Raw genomic sequence first — 17,675 nt, 5'->3', positions numbered from 1 at the left:
CCGACACGTCAACAAGCGAGAGCGGATAGGTGCGCCGGTTGGTGACCAGCAGAAGATTGGTTTCTGGCTGCGGCGCACCCGGTTTGAGCATCGCGCCACTGTCGTTGATGGCCACGTGCCACGCCTTGCCGTCTCCGATGCCCTCGCCGCTGTTGATGATGTGTTCGCCTGGCTCGAACTGGATCATCACCGCGCGCCCCGGCATGGTGGCCACACGATAGGCTTGGTCCGGATCGTAGGTCGCGCACTGGATGTGCGGGTCTGAACCGCAACTGCGCGGCGTTTCGAGCGCTCGCGCGTGGATCGGCGCCAACGCGAAACCCAGTGCGACCGCGCCCGCGCCTGCTGACATCCGGATCGTTCGTCCTTTCATGCTCCACCTCCGGCTGCCGCAGAGCCCGACGCCGGCGCAGCATCGGCGGGCGCCCGGGTCCAGTCTCGCGTGACCTCGTAGCTCGTGCAGCGAAAACCGTCAGCATTGATATCCTGCTGATCCTGCTTTTCCGGAACGTTCACACGCTCGAATGCGACCGTCGCAATCCAGTACGTCGGATCCGGCCGTTTCGCTGCGGGATTCAGCGGGACCAGCTGACGCGAGAAGAACACCTGCGCGGCGGGTGCGAACGTGATCGAGCCGACGTGTGCGATGACCCGCGCCTGATCCTTCAGCAGCTTGAGCGGGCCCACCGGGCCGCGGACCAGCCCGTCATAGGCTTCCTTCTCGTGATCGTCGCTCATGAACATCACCGCGGCGTGCGTGTCCGAAATCGTCTCCCAGTCGTAGCTCTCGCGTAGTTCGACGTAACGGTGCAGATCCGCGCGATCGGTCTTCTCCGAAAATGTGACGTGTCCGTTAGCTGTTGTTGGCAACACGTCGACCTTACCGGTCGACGAGTCCACGCGCAGCACGGCGGGCGGGTTCGGCCGCTTTAGGAGTCCTAAAGCCCCCATGCCAGAAACAGCGGCGAGAGCGACAACGCCCGATAACACCGAGCGCCGGTTCGCAATACGGGCCTTCTCCTCCGCTGCTTCGACCTTCGACTTTTCGAAGGCCTGTGCCTGTTTCAGGTACCAGCTGACCGCATCGCGCTCGCCCGACTCAACACCGCTCACCGGCGCGTCTGCGCGCGTGGTCGACCCGGCCGGGCTTCCCTTACGTTTGCGCGCGTTCGCTCCCGACGCAAACCATTGCCTGATAGTCGATGTCATCCTGTTCCTCACTTCGATTCCGTATGGCCCGATTGCTGGGCCAACGGCTGGTTGACGGGTACCCACTGGCCAGTTGGCTCGGGTGGTTTCGGCGGTGAGCTGCAGGCCTGCAGCGCAAGCGCTACCAACAGGATTGGAATGGAAGATTTCATGGTCTCCGGTTCCTCAACGCTGCGGCGTACGGCGAAAGCGCGACTCAAGAAAATCGCACAGTCCGGTTGAGATCGCGGCCCCCACGCTGGGAATGTGGCACGCCATGTAGCCCAATACCGCGCACAGACTGAACAGCGTGACGTATGCCGGGCGCAACGGCGCAACAATATGGCGAATCTCCCCTTGGTAGGGACTAAGCAACTGCCAGGCGAGCGCGCAGAAAAACGCGAGCAACACCACGTTGACGGCCAGTCCAAGGAGTGCCCGCGTTATCACAGCCCGCACCGGCACCCGTCGGTTTGCTGCATTGCTTTCTACTGGTTGCATGTCTTTCTCCGTGTCTCATTTAATCAAAAAACCGTGGCTACAGTTAACCAATGCAAAGCTGCGCTTTCAATCGTGATCTCCTGCTGTGTACACTTACTGCAGACGGTGGTAAATGAATGTACCAATGCTATTCAGCAATGCCAGCGCGAAACCAGCAAACGTGACCCAGCAGACAGCGAGCAACCACCAGCGGATCAGCTTCGCAAAAAAATCAGGCATGTACCCTCCTTACGCTTTCGACACGGATCCGCCCGTGTTTTGCTTACCCGCGCCACCTATCTTCATCTTCGACGCGGCAGCGAGAGCCCTACCAGCCGCACCGAGATTGCCGGTCATCGTGGAAATCCCCACACCGCTCGCCAACGCCGAAGCAAGACCCGGCAGATTGAGCGCGACAATGAAGAACACCACGCCCATCACATCGATTTCAACCACCTGTTTCATGGATGGGAAAGCCGATCCGGAAGGCGCGATCTTCTGCGCAAAACCCACCTCAATAGCGCCGGCACCCGCAAATAGAGCCACGAGAAGGGCGTAGTTAAGACACTGCCCTGCCCAGTTCCAGAAGAACTGACGCACCGGCGGAAACAGCGCCATTGAGATAAAGAGCGGCCCTAGCGCAAGCAGCAAACCGAGCGCAAATTTGGCGAGGATGATGTATGCAACGGCCAACCCCATAAACGGCGTCGCGAAGATAAGCAGCACCGTGATCACCCACACGGCACCGATGATCTGGAAATTGTGTGCGTTGTCGTAGATCTGCGCGCACGCGTTGATGTACGAGCTCAGCAGGTTATCCAGGCCGGAGATAGGATTCGCCTGCCCCGTGATCGCGCCGGCCAGTTGTTCACCCAGACCGTTCAAGGCAGGTACGATGTACGTGCTGTAAAACTGGATGTTCATCCCACACGTCAGGATGAACGCCCAGGTCGCCATACGCATGAGAAAGTCGTTGATCGGCTCGTCGTTGCGCCCCTGCCAGTACGTCCACAGGATCAGCAGCACATAAATGCTGAAACATGCTGCCATCAGTGGCGAGATCAATCCGATGATGCGCTCCGAACCCGAACTGATGGTCGAAACCACGTTCGCATCGAAGTCGGACGTCATGCTGGAAAAGATCGTCGTGGTGATCGGTGTGTATGACATAAGACGCTCCGAAGCTAGGCCAGTTATCGCATTGCTTTCTTCACTATTTCGTCAGCATCCTTGTCCTGCTGACGCTGCTCAGGCGTTTCCTCCTTCTCCAGTTGTTCTGGCGTCGTGCCGAGCAGGTGCGCCTTGAATTCCAGCTCCTGCCTATGCTCGATCTCCTCCTTAACGTTATGCTGATGGCGGTCCCACGCCAGATAGCCAAGATATCCAGCAATCACGACCAGCAAACTGATAATTGCGCCGAGCAGGGCTTTATTGACCACTTGAACCTCCAAGAAATTGGTTTTTGAATTCGCGATCCTGCTGCTGTTCGGCAAGCTGCAGCTCTGTTTTCTGCAACTGCGCGGTGAGCTGCAGGCGCGTCTGGTCATTTGTGACCATCGCCTCTTCCGCGGCCATCCGGTTCTGCAGATCAGCCTTTTGCGCCGGATCCTGCGTCATATTGGACTGCTGCATGAGCGCCTGGATGTTGCTCAGGCGCGCCATCGTCGCGCTGTACGCCTGCTCGTTCATCGCCTTGTTGGCCGCGAGCGTGTCGTAATAGCGCTGCTGACCGGGCGTGCTCGCGCCGGTCATGCTTTCCTGCTGCTCGATCGAACGCATCGACGAACTGATACCCGAGAGCCCGCCGTTCTTCGCCTGGTCGTAAATGTTTTGCCACTGTTCCGGAAGGTAGTTACGCAGCGACGCATCGTTCATGATGTTGCCGAAACTGCTGTTGCCAGTCAGCGCCTGATACTGGTCCTCCTGATTCTTGATCTGCTGCCCCAGCTGCTCGACCTGCATCATCTGTTGCGCGAGCTCCGCCGGTGAGATGGTCGGCACACCCTGCGCGTGGGCCTGTGAAAGCGCGCACGCACACAACACCGCGACCAGAGTGCGGCGCGGCCAAAGCGTAATTCCCGGCAGATAGACGAGGCTCATGCCCGCGCGCGCTGATCGTGCCCGCAGCGCCTCACGAAGGTTCCGGATCGCGGGGTCAACCGGCCGGCGCACGGCCGGATAGACATCGGTGCTGTTCATCGTTCCCTCCTTGGGTTGCAGCACATCAGGCAAAAACTTCGTCGTCAACCGGCTGATTAACCGGCGGATAAATCTGCGCAAGCTCGGCACGCTTGCGCTCGAGGCCGCGCTGCAGCTCGGTGGACCACAGCCGCTCATCGGCGCCGTGCTTCGCCGCGAGCCGTGTGCGCAGCTTCCGTTCGAACACGCGATACAGATAGACGGGCAACCAGACGTCCGGATCGTCGCCCAGCTCAGCGCGCACCCCGTCGCAGATCAGTGCGTTCTCGCGATCGCCAGAGAACACCGCAATCGCATCGTCAAGGCCGCTCAGGTCGAAACTGGCCAAGGCCGACTGGTTGCCCTGCTTGATCAGGAATCGGCGCGACTGTGGCGTGAGTTTTTTGAATTCCTTGAACTCTTTGCGGGTCATGCCGTCACGCAGATAGGCCTCTTCTTCTGCCGCCGGATCGGCCAGCCAGATCTTCGTGGCGACCAGACTGCGCAGCGCGGGAAACAGGTCTGCCGCCCGCTGCGCCTGTTCCGGCTGTTGCGTGATCAGTCCCATGAATTCCCCTTCCTTACGCCCGCTCGCCAGCGTTTCCTCGATCTGCTCGCGGATCGTGCGAAAGCGCAGCGGCAGCCAGTACTCTTCGATCACCGTCAGCATCAGGGTGCCTTCCCGACGCATCAGTTTTTTGAGATGGAACAGATATGCAAATGCGGGCTCCGACGGCTCATAGTTCTCGACAAGAAACGCCTCAACATCGAACCCGATCCAGCGTTGCTCGCTCATGTTCAATGAGAGATTGGGCGGGTTATCGAACACCCACCAGAACCGGCCGCCCTCCGACTTGCACCAGATCGACAGACGTGCGCGCAGGCCGTCGTCGCCTTCGTCCGGAATGCTGTCCAGTAGCAGGCTGAAGCGGCGCAGCCGTACGTCATCGACCCCCATTACCGCATCGACGGCGTTGCGGCAGTGAATCTTCTCGCCGGCCGTCAGGTCAATCCTGATTGGCTTACCCTGATGGTCGACACCGTTCTTCCGGCCGCACAGTTCGACGAGTCCATACAGGAATTCGCGATTGTCTGGTGTGTCGGCGAGCTCGAACGGCGCCCACCCGGTCGGCTTGCCTTTCTCCAGATAGACATAGGCGCCACCCATCACCCGGATGAACACTTCCCAGCCTCGACCCTTGTCCAGCACGTACAGCATCGGATCGAAGCGGGACAGCATGCCCGTCGCCGCAACGACGACCGTAGACTTGCCGCTGCCCGTCGTGCCTTTCCCTTCAAAATGCCCGGCCACCTTCTCCGAGACATTGATGTCCCCCAGCCGGCTCGCGTGCGAACTGTAGTTGTACACGCCCGAATCCGAGCGAAATGGGATGACGGCCGAGCCGTCACCGATCGGGTTGCCCTCCGCCTTGCCTGACGAGTAGTCATGGCACGTGTACATCGCCGCAAAATTGCGCGAGGACTGCACTTTCGGTCGCGGTTTGACTCGCGCGCCCGGGACCTGCGAGAAGTACGTGAACGGAGCAGACCCCGTCGCGGGCGACCATTCAACTCCACACTCGTTGCGCGAACGGGACGCAAACCTGTCGGCGTTCTCCAACGCCTCTTTCGCTGTTTCGCCGTAGATAACCGCCGCGCCGTGATACTCGCCGAACGACAGCTCACCCGTGTTCACGTAACCCTGTGCGTCGCGTAGTTCCTTGACCTGGTGCTTCGCCTTGTCACCGGCTGATTCCAGCTTGTTGATCGCCGAATCGATGGTCCGGTTTGACTCGAAGCCCGTCATGCAGTTGAACGTATGCGTAATCGTGAATTCCATGTTCAACGTGATCAGCGGGTCGAGCTGGCCCCAGCCCGGCTTCTCCGGGCAACTGCGAAGGTCGAGGCAGGTTGCAACGCGCCGGTACGCCGGCACGTCGCTCGCCCCGATCTCGAGCGTGTTGTACCCAAAGTGCAGATGGCTCGACGGGATGACATCGGTACCGGGTTCCGCTGCGACCGGAAGATCACCGGTCTTCCCATTGATGAGATAGCTGACGAGCCCATACAAGGGCGAGAACAGCATCTTCGTGCCGTTCATGTGCTTGCGCTCGTACACTTCAAGCAACTCGGCTTCATACTCGCCGAACTGCAGCAGCGCCTGTTTCGCAAGGGAGCCGATTTCCTTGAGCCCGTCATCGAAGTCCTCGTATTTCAGGATCAGCGACAGGTAATAGCGATTCTCGAAGAACTTTTCGGCTCCGAAACGTCGCCCGATGTACTCGCGTACGAACCACTGCATGAAGCGCTGTTTGAACCGGTACACGCGATCAAAACTCACGCGCTGTCGCACGAACGTTGCGTGATAGCCAAGGCGGCCACCCAGGTCGCGCCCAAGCTTGCTGTACGCTTCCGTATCGCGATCGAACATGCGCTCCATCGCGACGTTCTCGTGCACCTCGAACGGCACGCCGCGCATGGCCAGCGTCACCATGAACCGGTTGCCCTCAAGGTGCTGTACGTGTTTCGTGACCGGATGCCCGTACTTCGGAATCCAGTCTTCCACGGCGCCGATCGCGCCGAGGATTTCGCTGGTGACGGCGGGTCTGCTTTGCATCAGGCCTCCGGATCGAGCTCACGCAGCCGGCGCTCACTCTTGGACAACGGTTTGAAAAAATCGCGGTAGACGCGGCGTTGCCGTCCGTATCGCAGCGGCGCAAGCGTAGAGGTATTGCCAAAGCGCGGGGCGGCTCGCCCGGCATTTAGCCGCGCGCGGACCCGCAGCTGCCAGAAGTAGAAGCGGCAACGCAATTCCAGCCACATGATCCGCAGGCCCTGGTCGTCGGTTTCGCAGATGTGCTTGAAATACAGCAGCACCGGAAAGCCCAGGAAGACAAACAGCAGACCGCCTGGTCCGACGAAGAAGGAAATCAGCACGCCGACAAACATCGACGCGACGACGACAACCAGCATCGCCATATAAGGAACGCCCCAGATGGCCGCCGTGCGGCCAAGGCCGTTGAATCCGGGATAGCGGGTTTTTTCGTCCGACATGGCGTGCTCAGCTGAACATGTTCCACAGATACGGTGCGAGCACGCCGACCACCGAGCCCACCGCCGCCACCTTGCCGCACATCGTCACAAACTCGCTCCAGTGCGCGCGATCGGCCCAGCACTCCGCCCCTTTCCACATCAGCACGCAGGCCGCGACGACGCCGAGGAACGAATAGAGCCAGATCTTGAAGGTGGTCGCGCCCTGCGTTGCTGAGTCCAGCCCCCCACCCGCGAATGCGAGTTCGGGGCCGATTGCGATGCCCAATGCCACCGCCTGGCGCGCGCGGGTCAAGATTCGCTGCGCCGTCATGCGATACGCATAACATTTCAGTTGTACTGATTTCATAATCTTGAATTTTGTATTGCGTTGCATGGCTTCTCCTTTCACGTGGTTGAGATCAGGCCGCGTCGTCGCGGCTCAGGTCAGTTGCAGTCGTTGTCACAAGCGGAATCGCCGAATGCGTCCCATGACGGGTGCGGTGCGTCCTGCCGTTGTTTGGGGCCACTGCGGCGCGCGGAAGATGTTTTGGCATCAGGCGCTGCAGCGTGTGCTGGTCTGTCGGACTGACTGTCCATCACAACAGGAATCGCAGGAACGACATTGTTTGAGCCTGCCACCGTCTGGGCGTTGGCAACAACGCGCTGCACGTAACTGGTACCGTTGGCGTCGGCAGTCTCGCCGCGCGTGAAATTGCCGCTGTAGTAGCAGCTGATCGCAGCACGCAATGCCGGTGCACTCTGCCCCATTGCCGCAGTCGCCCGCTCATAACAGTCGTGCAGTATCGCGCTGCCCGCGCGCAGGTTCGCACACGGATCAAAGGCCGTTTCGTAGGTCAATCCGTAGCGGGCAAGATTGGCCTTGTTGACCTGTCCAAGCCCCATACTGAAATTGATGCCTTGTGCATTGAGCGCCCTTGCCGTCGCCACCGCTTCAGCGCGATCGCGCGGCTGGCGCGCAAGGTGGCCACCAACGACGCCGATCGCGTACGGATTGAAGCCGGACTCAGTTCTCACGACCGCCTGAAGCGTCGTGGGGTGGACGTTCGGCGCGCATTGCTGGGCTAACGAGATGAAATCAAGCATGACTTCCCCTCTCGCCCACGTTATGTCGCCGGCTGTGCCCGAACGATATAATGGCTTTAGCCATTGTCGACCTCTCAGGTTCCAACAACTGGTCAGGTCGGCGCCGATGCTCGCTACATCGACGCTGACCGCTCCTACACCCTCACCTACCCTTCCCTGGCTGGCAGTGCCTCGCAAAGATCTGGCTCGCGCGCCTCCTCACGATTTACAACGCCGTCTTTCAGTCCCAGCAAGACCGCCGCGTTGTGCGCGTGGCCGCGCTTGCCCTTCAGTCTTCCCTGCAACACGCCGTTAACGATGTTGCGGGGGATTCCGTGTCTTACGGCCCAGCCCGAAACGGAGATGCCACACCGATCGAACTCTGCCCGGACTTCCTCTAAGGTTTTCAGTGTCATGAGATGGGTCCGTATACTGTCCGTGCCTGATACGTTTGCGATCAGTATGAAACATTTTTCTGCCATTTACAACACAAAAGGCCGTTCCATATGCCATCAACCTTTGGGCAGCGTCTAGTGGAAGAACGTGATCGCCTCTCCCTAACTCAGACAGACGTCGCCGAATGGACACGAATTCACCGCAAAACCCAGTCTGCCTACGAAAAGGAAGAGAGTTATCCGGACGCCGCCTATCTCATGACGCTCTTTGCGCACGGTTTCGATGTCACATATCTCCTGACCGGCCATCGAGCACCGCGCTACGGTGCAGTGGACCCGGAACTCCTACAAAGAGTCTTCAGTGCCCTTGAAGACGGCTTGTCCCACGCTGGGCGAAGCTTTGGCGGCGAGAAGAAAGCAAAGCTGCTTTCCCTGGTCTACCAAGCCGCTTCGGAATCCGGACAGGTCGACCCTCTCGTCGTCCAGAAAGCTGTTGATCTCCTTTCCTGAGCGATCCTTCAATCCACGACGGAGGCCACTTCGTTAGCACGCTTGACAGGCTGGACAGCCACTTTTGCTTTCGCGAGCGCAGCGCAAATTTGGTCAGCGAAAATCACCGCGTGGGATCCATCTCCATGCAGGCACAGCGTCTGTGGGCTAATCGCAACCCAACTGCCGTCGGATGCCCGGACGCGACGATCGCATACCATGCTGATGGCCTGTTCACAGGCGTCGCCGTCGTTCTCGAGCAGCGCGTTCGGCTGGGATCGAGGCACCAGCTTGCCTGCCGGCGTATAGGCGCGGTCGGCGAAACCCTCTTCGATCGCGACTAGCCCTTCTTCGCGCGCAATCCGGATAAGCTGCCCGCCCGCGAGGCCGAATATTGCAAGGTCGGGATCCATGTCACGGACAGCGTGCACAATGGCGCGGGCCAGGTCGGCATCCTCCTCAGCCTGGTTGTATAAAGCGCCGTGCGGTTTCACATGCATGACACGGCCACTCAGACCCGCCACAACCGCCGCAAGCGCACCGGCCTGGTATTGCACTCCGGCGTACACCTCATCTGGCGAAAGGGTCATGACAGCCCGGCCGAAATTCTCGCGATCAGGAAAGCTCGGATGCGCACCGATCGCAACGCCTCGACGTATTGCCTCCGCCGTAACGCGGCGCATGGTCAGCGGATCACCTGCATGCCATCCGCATGCGACGTTGACCGACGTGGCGTAGCCAAGCAGTTCAATGTCGTGCTCGAAACCTTCGCCAATGTCGACGTTCAGGTCAATTCTTTTCGCGCTCATCCTTTGCACTCTCCTCTTCAGATACACAATGGCTGGCCGTACGAACAGCGCCGTCGCCAATAAATACGTTCTCGAAACGGCACGCACTCTTGCCAACTCGTACATGCAACGTGGCAATCGGTCCTTCGTTCGCCTTCCACGGCATCAGGATCTCTGCACGCTCTCTGGCAGACATATGTGACGTGCTCGCGAGCACAAGAAAAACGTAGGTGCCGATCACGCCTGAGGCCACTATCGCACTACGTATCGCGACTACCCGCGAGCGCCCTGTTGAGCTTCCAGCAAGCTGATTGGACATGTGTCCTGCGCCGACGGCGCCTCCTCCAGAAACGCTTTGACAGTTGTGGCGTATTCAACCGGCACGCGTGCAAGCCATTCCTTCATGCGTGCATCACCCGCCTCGCGAAGATGCGTTCGAAAGCCGTCATCGATCGAGGCGTTTACATTGACGCCAGCCAGCCGCATGGCTGCGTAGTTCTCACGGATGCGCGCCGGCAACGTTGCCCACTGGCGGCGCTGTACGTCTTTGGCCGCCTTATCGAGCTGATCTCGCAACTCGTCCGGTAACGCCTCATAACGCGTCTGGCTCATCACGACAAATGACACCGGGAACGCGTAGTGGATCGCGGTGAAGTTTGGCAACTGTCCGTGAAAAGACCTTCCAACCGCCCCATCGCCTGATGACAGCACACCGTCCAGCGCACCGGTCCGCAGCAGCGGACGCACGTCCTGAACGGGTAGCGCAGTTGCGCGCATACCCAAGCCGGTAAGAACCTGGGCAGAGCTGTCGTCGTAGGTCCGTACCCGCAGGCCGGCCATGTCGGCTGGATCCGCCACCGGCTCGCGCGACCACAGCCCGGTCGGCGGCCACGGCGAAATGAACAGCATGTGAAGCCCGGCACGCAACAATGCGCGGCGGTACAGAGGCTCAACCACACACGCAAGACGCTGGGAGTCGCCAAGTGAATGCACCTGGAATGGCAGCGTAGACAACTCGAATATCGGATCCAGCTGTGCGAGCGCCCCGCCAAACACGTCCGCTACCTGCAATCGTCCGTTCTGAACCGCCGATACAAGATCCGTCGCGCCAGCTTTCGCCTTGAACTCCGGCTTTGCCAACACCCTGCCACCTGTCTGGCCAGTCAGCGCGCTGGCGAAAAACGCGACGCCCCGGCCTGCAACCGTGTCGGCCGGATACGCGGTCGCGATCGACCAGGTCTGCTGCGCGAGGGCAGGTTGAAGCCCTACACAGCAGATCAACGTGCTGGCGACAGCCAGCCGGGTAAATAGTTGTCCTAATCTGTTCATTTTTATCAAGGCGGACTGCCGGTGACGAAGGGGAGGCCGCCAGTTTCCGTGCGAGAGGCGCATCGACGGCCAGTTGGACAAGACTCTAACCGGAAAAGCGAGGGTAATTCCGTTTCCGAATTACCATTCCCAAACGCCAACGCCTTTGATATGATGAAAAGTTGGCGTACGTTTTTTGCGCCTACTTGATCAGTCCGCAGCTAACAGCCATGTCGGCCGCCTTGTTAATGTTAGGCGTGCCCATCTTGTTGTTGATTCTCGGATACACGACGCCGTAGACGGTCTTCACGGACACTTGGAGTGCGTCCGCAACGTTGGACGCCGTTCCTCCGCCGTGCACCAGTCGCAGGACTTTCAGCTCCTCCTCGCTCAGGCCAAACTGGCTGGTTGCCTGCTGCCGTAGTCCTGCCAAACGCCAGTCAAGCAGCTCGCATGCAAGCGCTCGCAGCAGTCGTCGATTGCGCCACAAGATCCCCTCTCCGGCCTCTCTTGGTTCTGCGTTGCTGGCCTGAAGCAGGACGACCAACGAATTGGCACCTGCATGCACGGGGCAGACCAGGTTGTTGCGAAAGCCGTGTGTCGCCGCTTCGGTCAGCCAGTGAACATCGTTGTACAGATCCAGCCGGGACGAGAGCACCGGTGTCGCATTGCGTTTTGCATATTCGAGCGACGGATCATTCATGTACCAGACGTGATCGATGTACTTGTTCAGCCATGCAGGATCGCAGCCGACAAGATATCGATGCTCAATGACGTCACCGGACTTTGCGTCCAGTACAAGCCAGCTGAAGATGTATTGTTCAGCACCGAGCGCCCGCGTCACGGTCTGCACAATCGGCAGTAACTCAGCTTCATGGTGGCAATGCTCGATTTCGCCAATCTGGTCGAAGAAATCGCCGGGCATGCCAGGGCGTTGTACGATCGGCCCTCTCGCCTCTGACAGGTAACGCTGCTTCAAAGCCAGATAAGAGCTTTGCAGGCTGTCGCCATATGGGTCCGCCGACGCGAAATCATGAAGTTCGGCCTCAGCGCCGACGGGAAATACCTGCGTCAACGTAACGCCGCCAGCGCGAACGAGCTGACGCTCGAGCGTGAAGAGATCGCCACCTCCCCGGCGCAGGCGCAACGTGACTTCATCGCGGCCGAGCCGATTCACGCCTTCATAGACGGCCTCTCCCCGTCCGTCCGCAGCTCTATCTGTAGCCAGCGTAACCATGCGACTAGGCCGCCCTGGCGATCGGAAGCGCCGTCGCCGGCACCGGTTTGGAAAAATAGAAACCCTGGACCGTCACGTCTCCAAAACGCGAGAGCCACGCAACCTGCTGCTGCGTCTCGACGCCTTCAATCACCAATGACAGCCCAAGGTCGCGCGCCAGGCCGATCAGGTGCGTCAGCATCGCCGACGAAGCCTTCTTGGCGGGCACCCCGCGCGTGAAATGCCGGTCGATTTTCACGCCGTCGATCGACAGGTTGACGAGGTTTGACAGTGACGAATAGCCGGTACCGAAATCATCGAGAAGGATCTTCACCCCTGCCCTGCGCAACGCTTCGAGCCGGGTCCTGACCAAAGCCGACTCATCAAGAACGACCGTTTCTGTTACCTCCAGCTGCAACCGGTCAGGCTCAATCATGTAGTCATTCAGGCATCGCGTAACAGCGCGAACCACATTGCCCGTGGTGAGCTGCACAGGCGATACATTGATTGACAGGGTCAGTGGTCGCGGATCCGTGTCCTGCCATTCCCGAAAGTCCTGGCACGCCTGTTCAAGCACGAATTCACCGATCTGCACGATGAGCCCGCTCGACTCGGCAAACTGGATGAATTCGGCTGGCTGTAACACGCCCTTTGTGGGATGTCGCCAGCGCACCAGGGCTTCGACGCCGCGCAGTTCGCCATCGAGGCTAACGATCGGTTGATATTCGAGGAAAAACTCACGATTGATGATGGCGTACTGCAATTCCTGATGCCGTTCAATATCGTGCAGGGCGCGCTCGGACAGTGCTGGCGTGTAGGTGCAATGCTGGCTGACATTGGCGGGCTTGCCCGTCTCCTTGGCCGCATACATCGCGAGATCCGCTTGCGTGAGCAAGGCAAACTCGTTATCAACCGCATTCCTGTGGACCGCGATGCCGATGCTCACACAGATCAGATAGCTGTTGCCGCGCATGACGAACGGGCGCTCGAACGCCTTGATCACAACATCGGCCAGATCTCCGGCTTTCCTTGCTGCGTCGTCATCCTCTACCAGAATGACAAACTCGTCTCCGCCGATACGTGCTAGCAGTCGCTCTTTTCCAACCACATCGGCAAGTCGATGCGCAACCTTGAGCAGGAGTTCGTCACCCGTCTTGTGGCCCAGCGTGTCGTTAATCTTCTTGAAATTGTCGAGGTCGATATACAGCATCGCGAGCCGCGCCGATGCACCCAAGGCATCCATTCGCCGGCGAAGCGTTTGCGTAAGCAGGTGACGATTCGGCAAGCCTGTCAGCGAATCGGTTTCAGCCAAACCCTGTAGCTTGCCCATCATCACGGTGATAAAGCCTGCTGCCGTGAGCAACAAAACACTGATGACGGCTGCCATCACAAGGTACAGCACCTTCGCGTGCTGGTAGCCAGCCAGCTCGTCGCGCTCTGACAGTCCGACGAGAACAGCAACAGGATATTGGGAGATGTGTCGATACGTCACAAACCGGCGAATGTGATCGACAGGATCACTGACCACACGGCCTTTCGCGCCCACCATTTCGTGATACGCCGCTGCGGGTGGACCCACGGGCGACGCCTTGCCCAGCCCCGTTCGCCGGGACAGCAGATACCCATTATCCGATATGACGGCAAGCATACCCCGAGGCCCGAGGGTATCGAGATTGTAAAAGCCGTCGGTAAGGAAATCGGGATTCTCCGAAACCACGACCACGCCCGCGAACGAGCCGTCAGGGTTGTTCAAACGACGCGTGAACTGCAACGTCCATTGGTTCGACACGCGACCGAGCACGGGCTGGCTGATATACAAGCCGGCCTCGGGGTTGGCCTGATGGATCAGAAAGTGAGGCCGGTCACTGAGATTCACCTGTTTCCCGCCAGGTGTTGTTGTCTGCAACACATCCCCGTTCGACCCTACGATCGTCACCTGCAGGGCGGTGTCGGCTGAGATCATTCCTCGCTGGTCATATGCAGCCAGGTCGAACGTAGCCGGCGAGCGCTCATACTCGAACTTCACCCACCTAACGACCATGTCGGCATCGTGCACCGTCTTGGCAATGTGTGCCGAAAATGACGACGCCAGTTCGACAGTGGAGGCTGCAGCCGTGTCCCGCGCCTCCCTTCCCTCGGTCTGTATGCGGACGACTACAGTCGCCCAGATACCAACGACAAGTGCAATTGCGACTGCTGGGATCCAGATCACAGAAAGTGCTGGGCGAACGCTCCCTACGCGTTGCGCCCAACCCGTGATTCTGCTTTTAACCTGCCCGCTCTTTGTATTCGCCATAACGGCGCCTCCTGTTACTGGATCGATGCCACGGCGGCGAATCCATATGACGAATACCGGCATAGTACGAATCCCCTACCGGCCCGACAACCCTTAAATTGTTAGCAAATTGCTCGCTTTCGACGTCTGACCTCGTTGAAACCACCCGGCCCCATGCGGCTCGCATTTTTATACCCATATATGTATGCCTAGGCGGTTGACTGTCCAAACTTTGGACAAAACCGACTTTACAGGGCCGCCCGATATCGGTATCGTGCACGCAAATCAACAACATCGGACACGCAATGCCAAACTTCGAACACACTAAGGTCTTGGCAATCGCCAATCACAAAGGTGGGTGCGGCAAGACAACGACTGTCATAAACCTAGCGGCCGAATTTGGTCGGCTGGGATTGAAGGTCCTCGTCGTCGACATAGATCCACAGGCAAACGCCAGTCTCCATATTGGCAAAACACATCCAAGCCGGGTTGATTTCACCTGCGCCGAGCTGTTGTTGTCCAACGTCACGAACCTGCCGAGTGCTATCCATGAAGAGACGAACATCGATGGCGTGTCCCTGATCTATGGCTCTCTTGCCCTAGGAAAAACAGAAGATGAGTTGAAGGATGAGACACCGCGCCCATCGGAGGAGCTACGCAGCAAGCTCGAGGCAGCCGACGGGATATATGACGTTATCCTGATCGATTGCCCACCGAGCCTCAAGCTCCTCACGAGCAATGCGATGGCATGCGCCACGCACATCATCGTGCCCGTCGAATCTGGCTCTCAATACGGTCTTTACGGCGCCGACGACCTGCTAAAGCACATCGACAAAATCAGACGGATCAATCCTTCGGTAAAGCTATTGGGTGCACTTCTCCTGAAACACGACGAGCGGCAAACGGTATGCAAGCTGTTGGAGAGCACTGCGCTGAAGACGTTTGGCGAGATTTTGCCCGTCAAGATTTCTACCAGCACCAAAGTAAATCAGGCCGCCGTGATGCAACAGAGCCTGCACGCGCTTGACCGGACCTCAAAAGTCGCACGAGAGTTTCGCCAGCTCGCCGCGAGCCTGGTGCAGACACTTGAACTCAAGGCAGTTGAGGAGGGCGCAGAAAATGAGTAAGAGCCTGAAGGCGCAACTGGCGCAAAAAGCAGAAGAAAACACGCAGCGCCATCGCGAAGCAAACTATCGCGACGACTTTGACGTCGGCCGGCAACACACAAAGCTCCATCTCGACAAGATCGACCCGAACCCGTACCAGCCGCGAACCAGTTTTCCGGAGGAGGAGATCCGCGAACTGGCCGTCTCCATCAGTGCCGTGGGCTTGCTGCAGCCAATTAGCGTACGCCCCGTAGACGGTGATCGATACCAGTTGATAGCTGGGGAGAGGCGCTTGCGTGCGCACAAACTCCTAGGCAAGCCGACGATCGAAGCCTTGGTGATAGCGGTGGACGAGGCCGTCAGTGCAACGCTCGCGCTCGCAGAAAACATCGAACGGGAAGATCTGTCAGATTTCGAGATAGGGGAGAGCATCAAACGCCTCGAAGAACACTTTCCCAAGCGAACAAAGCTGGCTGAATCCCTTGGTATTCAACGGTCCGATCTTTACCGGTATTTGTCGTTTTCCGATCTCCCTACCGATATCCGTGAGCGACTAGCGGCCAAACCGAAGCTGCTGTCTCGTTCTGCGGCAACGGACATCGTAAAGGTGCTCAAGGAAGCAGGCGACGATGGAGCTATCCGTAAGAGACTCGAGGAAGCCTGGGCGTTGTTGGAGACCGGGAAGCTCGATCAGACCAAGGTAGCGATGTTCCTGAGCCACAAGCCGGTAAGTGCGCAGGCATCCCGCCAGAAGCCGACGCATATTTTGAGGCGAGGGGCAAAGGTTGGCACGTTCTCGCATACACCCAACGAGTTCGTAATGAAACTGGCAAATAGCGCGCTAACGGACGAACAAATGGAGAAGATTCAACGGTTCGTGCTGGAGCTTCTGGAGTAGGGAACGGGATGTCCAAACTTTGGACATTGTCCTAATCGGCAAGGTCGCCCAAATTCATGGGTAGCCGTTCGACCCAATATGGATAAGGCTTTTGACAGTTATCAGGAGCCGCCGGGCGGAATGCCATGCCGTGTTTCAAGGCCTTCCGCGCCCCCGTTACAGGAACCACCGATCGATATGCCCGAAGACGTTATTGCGAAAACCGCCGCGCTAGTCAAACGAGCGACCGGCAAGGACGCCAAACAGCTAGAGGAACAAGTCCAGACGGCCGCCACTGGCGGCCAGTTGCCCCTCTTTCCGGAAGAGGACACCAGCGCACTGCCAAATTACCTTGCGCGGACGCCTCTTTTCGCCCCGATTCAGCCAGGGCGGCGCCAGATGCATGACAACACTCTTTTAGCCTCGCCAGAGGGCGTTGAAGTTCGATTCACGGGCAAACAGCTGGATATGGCCGACCAAGACGTATTCATGCTCGCCCTGAAATTCGCGCAGGGCGTTGATCTGACACAACCGGTGCGCCTCAACCGCGCGGAATTTCTCAAAGCGCTCGGCTGGAAGCCAACAGGGAAGACCGGCGCATTCGGAAAATCCGCGTATGAGTGGCTTGAACAATCATTTCAACGCCTATCCGGCACGCTGACGATCAAGACGAAACGCTACAAGGCACATCTCCCCTTGGTAAGCGAATTTGTTCAGGACAATGAGACAGGAGAGTGGGAATTCACGATCGGGGGCAAAATTCGGACCCTATTTCAAAATGACGAGTTCTCCTTCATTGATATCAGAAAGCGGCAACAAATCGCGAATCGCGTGGACATGGCCAAGTGGCTTCAGTCGTACGCAGCGAGTCACGAACGCGGATTGCACCGTATCAGTGTGATAAAGCTGAAGGAGTGGTGCGGTTACACGTCACCTCTGCGTAAATTTCGGGAAGCACTTGCCGAGGCCCTTGAAGAGCTCGAGCGTGTCGGAATTCTCGCCAACGTCGCGTTTTATAAAGACGACACGATGGTCAAGTGGACACGCAGCTGAGCAGAGGTAAATCCACGGCACGGCATTCCGCTCTCCAGACAAGCACAAGGCGGCCACGATCACGGCATGGCATTCCGCCACCGTGCATCAAGCAGGCGATAAACCAAAAATCACGGCACAGCATTCCGCACAAGCGTGTTTTAACCTGGTCGAAGGCGGCCGTGTGGATATCTTTAGCGAGCCACGGCATAACATTCCGACCTTCA

The 17,675-nt window shown here is 58.6% G+C and carries 20 protein-coding genes; 4 read left to right on the top strand and 16 right to left on the bottom strand.

Going from position 1 to position 17,675, the window contains the following annotated elements; genetic code table 11:
• The 12 genes from AC57B1_RS04910 to AC57B1_RS04855 form a co-directional block, all read right to left on the bottom strand.
• A partial coding sequence (locus AC57B1_RS04910) for a TrbG/VirB9 family P-type conjugative transfer protein (protein ID WP_496416826.1) occupies positions 1-373 on the bottom strand: 373 nt, incomplete at its 3' end.
• Positions 370-1,209, bottom strand: coding sequence for a VirB8 family type IV secretion system protein (locus AC57B1_RS04905; protein WP_496416825.1), 840 nt, complete (start codon positions 1,207-1,209; stop codon positions 370-372). The genes AC57B1_RS04905 and AC57B1_RS04910, both read right to left, overlap by 4 nt.
• 165 nt (positions 1,210-1,374) lie before the next feature.
• Positions 1,375-1,689 (bottom strand): hypothetical protein, encoded by a 315-nt coding sequence (locus AC57B1_RS04900; RefSeq protein WP_496416824.1) that lies wholly within the window; start codon positions 1,687-1,689, stop codon positions 1,375-1,377.
• Positions 1,690-1,782: 93 nt separating this feature from the next.
• Entirely contained in the window at positions 1,783-1,908 is a 126-nt protein-coding gene (locus tag AC57B1_RS04895) for a hypothetical protein (RefSeq protein ID WP_496416823.1), read from the bottom strand.
• Positions 1,909-1,917: 9 nt separating this feature from the next.
• Positions 1,918-2,838, bottom strand: a complete 921-nt coding sequence (locus AC57B1_RS04890; protein WP_137959719.1) for a TrbL/VirB6 family protein — start codon at positions 2,836-2,838, stop codon at positions 1,918-1,920.
• A 23-nt stretch (positions 2,839-2,861) separates the two neighbouring features.
• Complete coding sequence (locus AC57B1_RS04885) at positions 2,862-3,107, bottom strand: hypothetical protein (RefSeq protein WP_496416822.1); 246 nt, start codon at positions 3,105-3,107, stop codon at positions 2,862-2,864.
• Positions 3,097-3,891 (bottom strand): TrbJ/VirB5 family protein, encoded by a 795-nt coding sequence (locus AC57B1_RS04880; protein ID WP_496416829.1) that lies wholly within the window; start codon positions 3,889-3,891, stop codon positions 3,097-3,099. The genes AC57B1_RS04885 and AC57B1_RS04880 overlap by 11 nt, the downstream gene beginning before the upstream one ends.
• A 1-nt stretch (position 3,892) precedes the next feature.
• Positions 3,893-6,463, bottom strand: a complete 2,571-nt coding sequence (locus tag AC57B1_RS04875) for a VirB4 family type IV secretion system protein (protein WP_496416821.1) — start codon at positions 6,461-6,463, stop codon at positions 3,893-3,895.
• Positions 6,463-6,900, bottom strand: coding sequence for a VirB3 family type IV secretion system protein (locus AC57B1_RS04870; RefSeq protein WP_496416820.1), 438 nt, complete (start codon positions 6,898-6,900; stop codon positions 6,463-6,465). The genes AC57B1_RS04875 and AC57B1_RS04870 overlap by 1 nt, the downstream gene beginning before the upstream one ends.
• Before the next feature lie 7 nt (positions 6,901-6,907).
• Entirely contained in the window at positions 6,908-7,273 is a 366-nt protein-coding gene (locus AC57B1_RS04865) for a hypothetical protein (RefSeq protein WP_496416819.1), read from the bottom strand.
• A 50-nt stretch (positions 7,274-7,323) separates the two neighbouring features.
• Positions 7,324-7,983, bottom strand: a complete 660-nt coding sequence (locus tag AC57B1_RS04860) for a lytic transglycosylase domain-containing protein (protein WP_496416818.1) — start codon at positions 7,981-7,983, stop codon at positions 7,324-7,326.
• A gap of 146 nt (positions 7,984-8,129) precedes the next feature.
• Positions 8,130-8,378 carry a DNA-binding protein gene (locus AC57B1_RS04855; RefSeq protein WP_496416817.1) on the bottom strand — a complete coding sequence of 83 codons (249 nt, stop codon included), beginning with the start codon at positions 8,376-8,378 and terminating at the stop codon, positions 8,130-8,132.
• A 90-nt stretch (positions 8,379-8,468) separates the two neighbouring features.
• On the opposite strand from AC57B1_RS04855, the gene AC57B1_RS04850 reads away from it, so the two are divergent.
• Positions 8,469-8,867 (top strand): helix-turn-helix domain-containing protein, encoded by a 399-nt coding sequence (locus AC57B1_RS04850; RefSeq protein ID WP_496416816.1) that lies wholly within the window; start codon positions 8,469-8,471, stop codon positions 8,865-8,867.
• A gap of 8 nt (positions 8,868-8,875) precedes the next feature.
• On the opposite strand, the gene pxpA is transcribed toward AC57B1_RS04850, so the two are convergent.
• From pxpA to AC57B1_RS04830, 4 genes are all read right to left on the bottom strand, one after another.
• A complete protein-coding gene (pxpA, locus tag AC57B1_RS04845; RefSeq protein WP_496416815.1) occupies positions 8,876-9,655 on the bottom strand; it encodes a 5-oxoprolinase subunit PxpA in 780 nt (259 codons plus the stop codon).
• A gap of 252 nt (positions 9,656-9,907) precedes the next feature.
• Complete coding sequence (dctP, locus tag AC57B1_RS04840) at positions 9,908-10,963, bottom strand: TRAP transporter substrate-binding protein DctP (protein WP_496416814.1); 1,056 nt, start codon at positions 10,961-10,963, stop codon at positions 9,908-9,910.
• Positions 10,964-11,144: 181 nt separating this feature from the next.
• Positions 11,145-12,179, bottom strand: coding sequence for a helix-turn-helix transcriptional regulator (locus tag AC57B1_RS04835; protein WP_496416813.1), 1,035 nt, complete (start codon positions 12,177-12,179; stop codon positions 11,145-11,147).
• 4 nt (positions 12,180-12,183) lie between these two features.
• Positions 12,184-14,454, bottom strand: a complete 2,271-nt coding sequence (locus AC57B1_RS04830) for a bifunctional diguanylate cyclase/phosphodiesterase (protein ID WP_496416812.1) — start codon at positions 14,452-14,454, stop codon at positions 12,184-12,186.
• A 284-nt stretch (positions 14,455-14,738) separates the two neighbouring features.
• Here AC57B1_RS04830 and AC57B1_RS04825 point away from each other — a divergent pair, with 284 nt between their 5' ends.
• The 3 genes from AC57B1_RS04825 (at position 14,739) to trfA (ending at position 17,469) form a co-directional block, all read left to right on the top strand.
• On the top strand, positions 14,739-15,560 hold the full coding sequence (locus AC57B1_RS04825) for a ParA family protein (RefSeq protein ID WP_496416811.1): 822 nt from the start codon (positions 14,739-14,741) through the stop codon (positions 15,558-15,560).
• Positions 15,553-16,437, top strand: coding sequence for a ParB/RepB/Spo0J family partition protein (locus AC57B1_RS04820; protein ID WP_496416810.1), 885 nt, complete (start codon positions 15,553-15,555; stop codon positions 16,435-16,437). Before AC57B1_RS04825 ends, AC57B1_RS04820 begins: the two co-directional genes overlap by 8 nt.
• 177 nt (positions 16,438-16,614) lie before the next feature.
• Positions 16,615-17,469 (top strand): plasmid replication initiator TrfA, encoded by an 855-nt coding sequence (gene trfA, locus AC57B1_RS04815; protein WP_496416809.1) that lies wholly within the window; start codon positions 16,615-16,617, stop codon positions 17,467-17,469.
• The last annotated feature ends 206 nt before the right edge of the window (positions 17,470-17,675 follow it).

The organism is Paraburkholderia sp. BGA-UO-ETr-F21, from assembly GCF_059567925.1.
The sequence above is the reverse complement of the archived record's forward strand: the minus strand, read 5'-3'. Positions and strand labels throughout refer to the sequence as shown.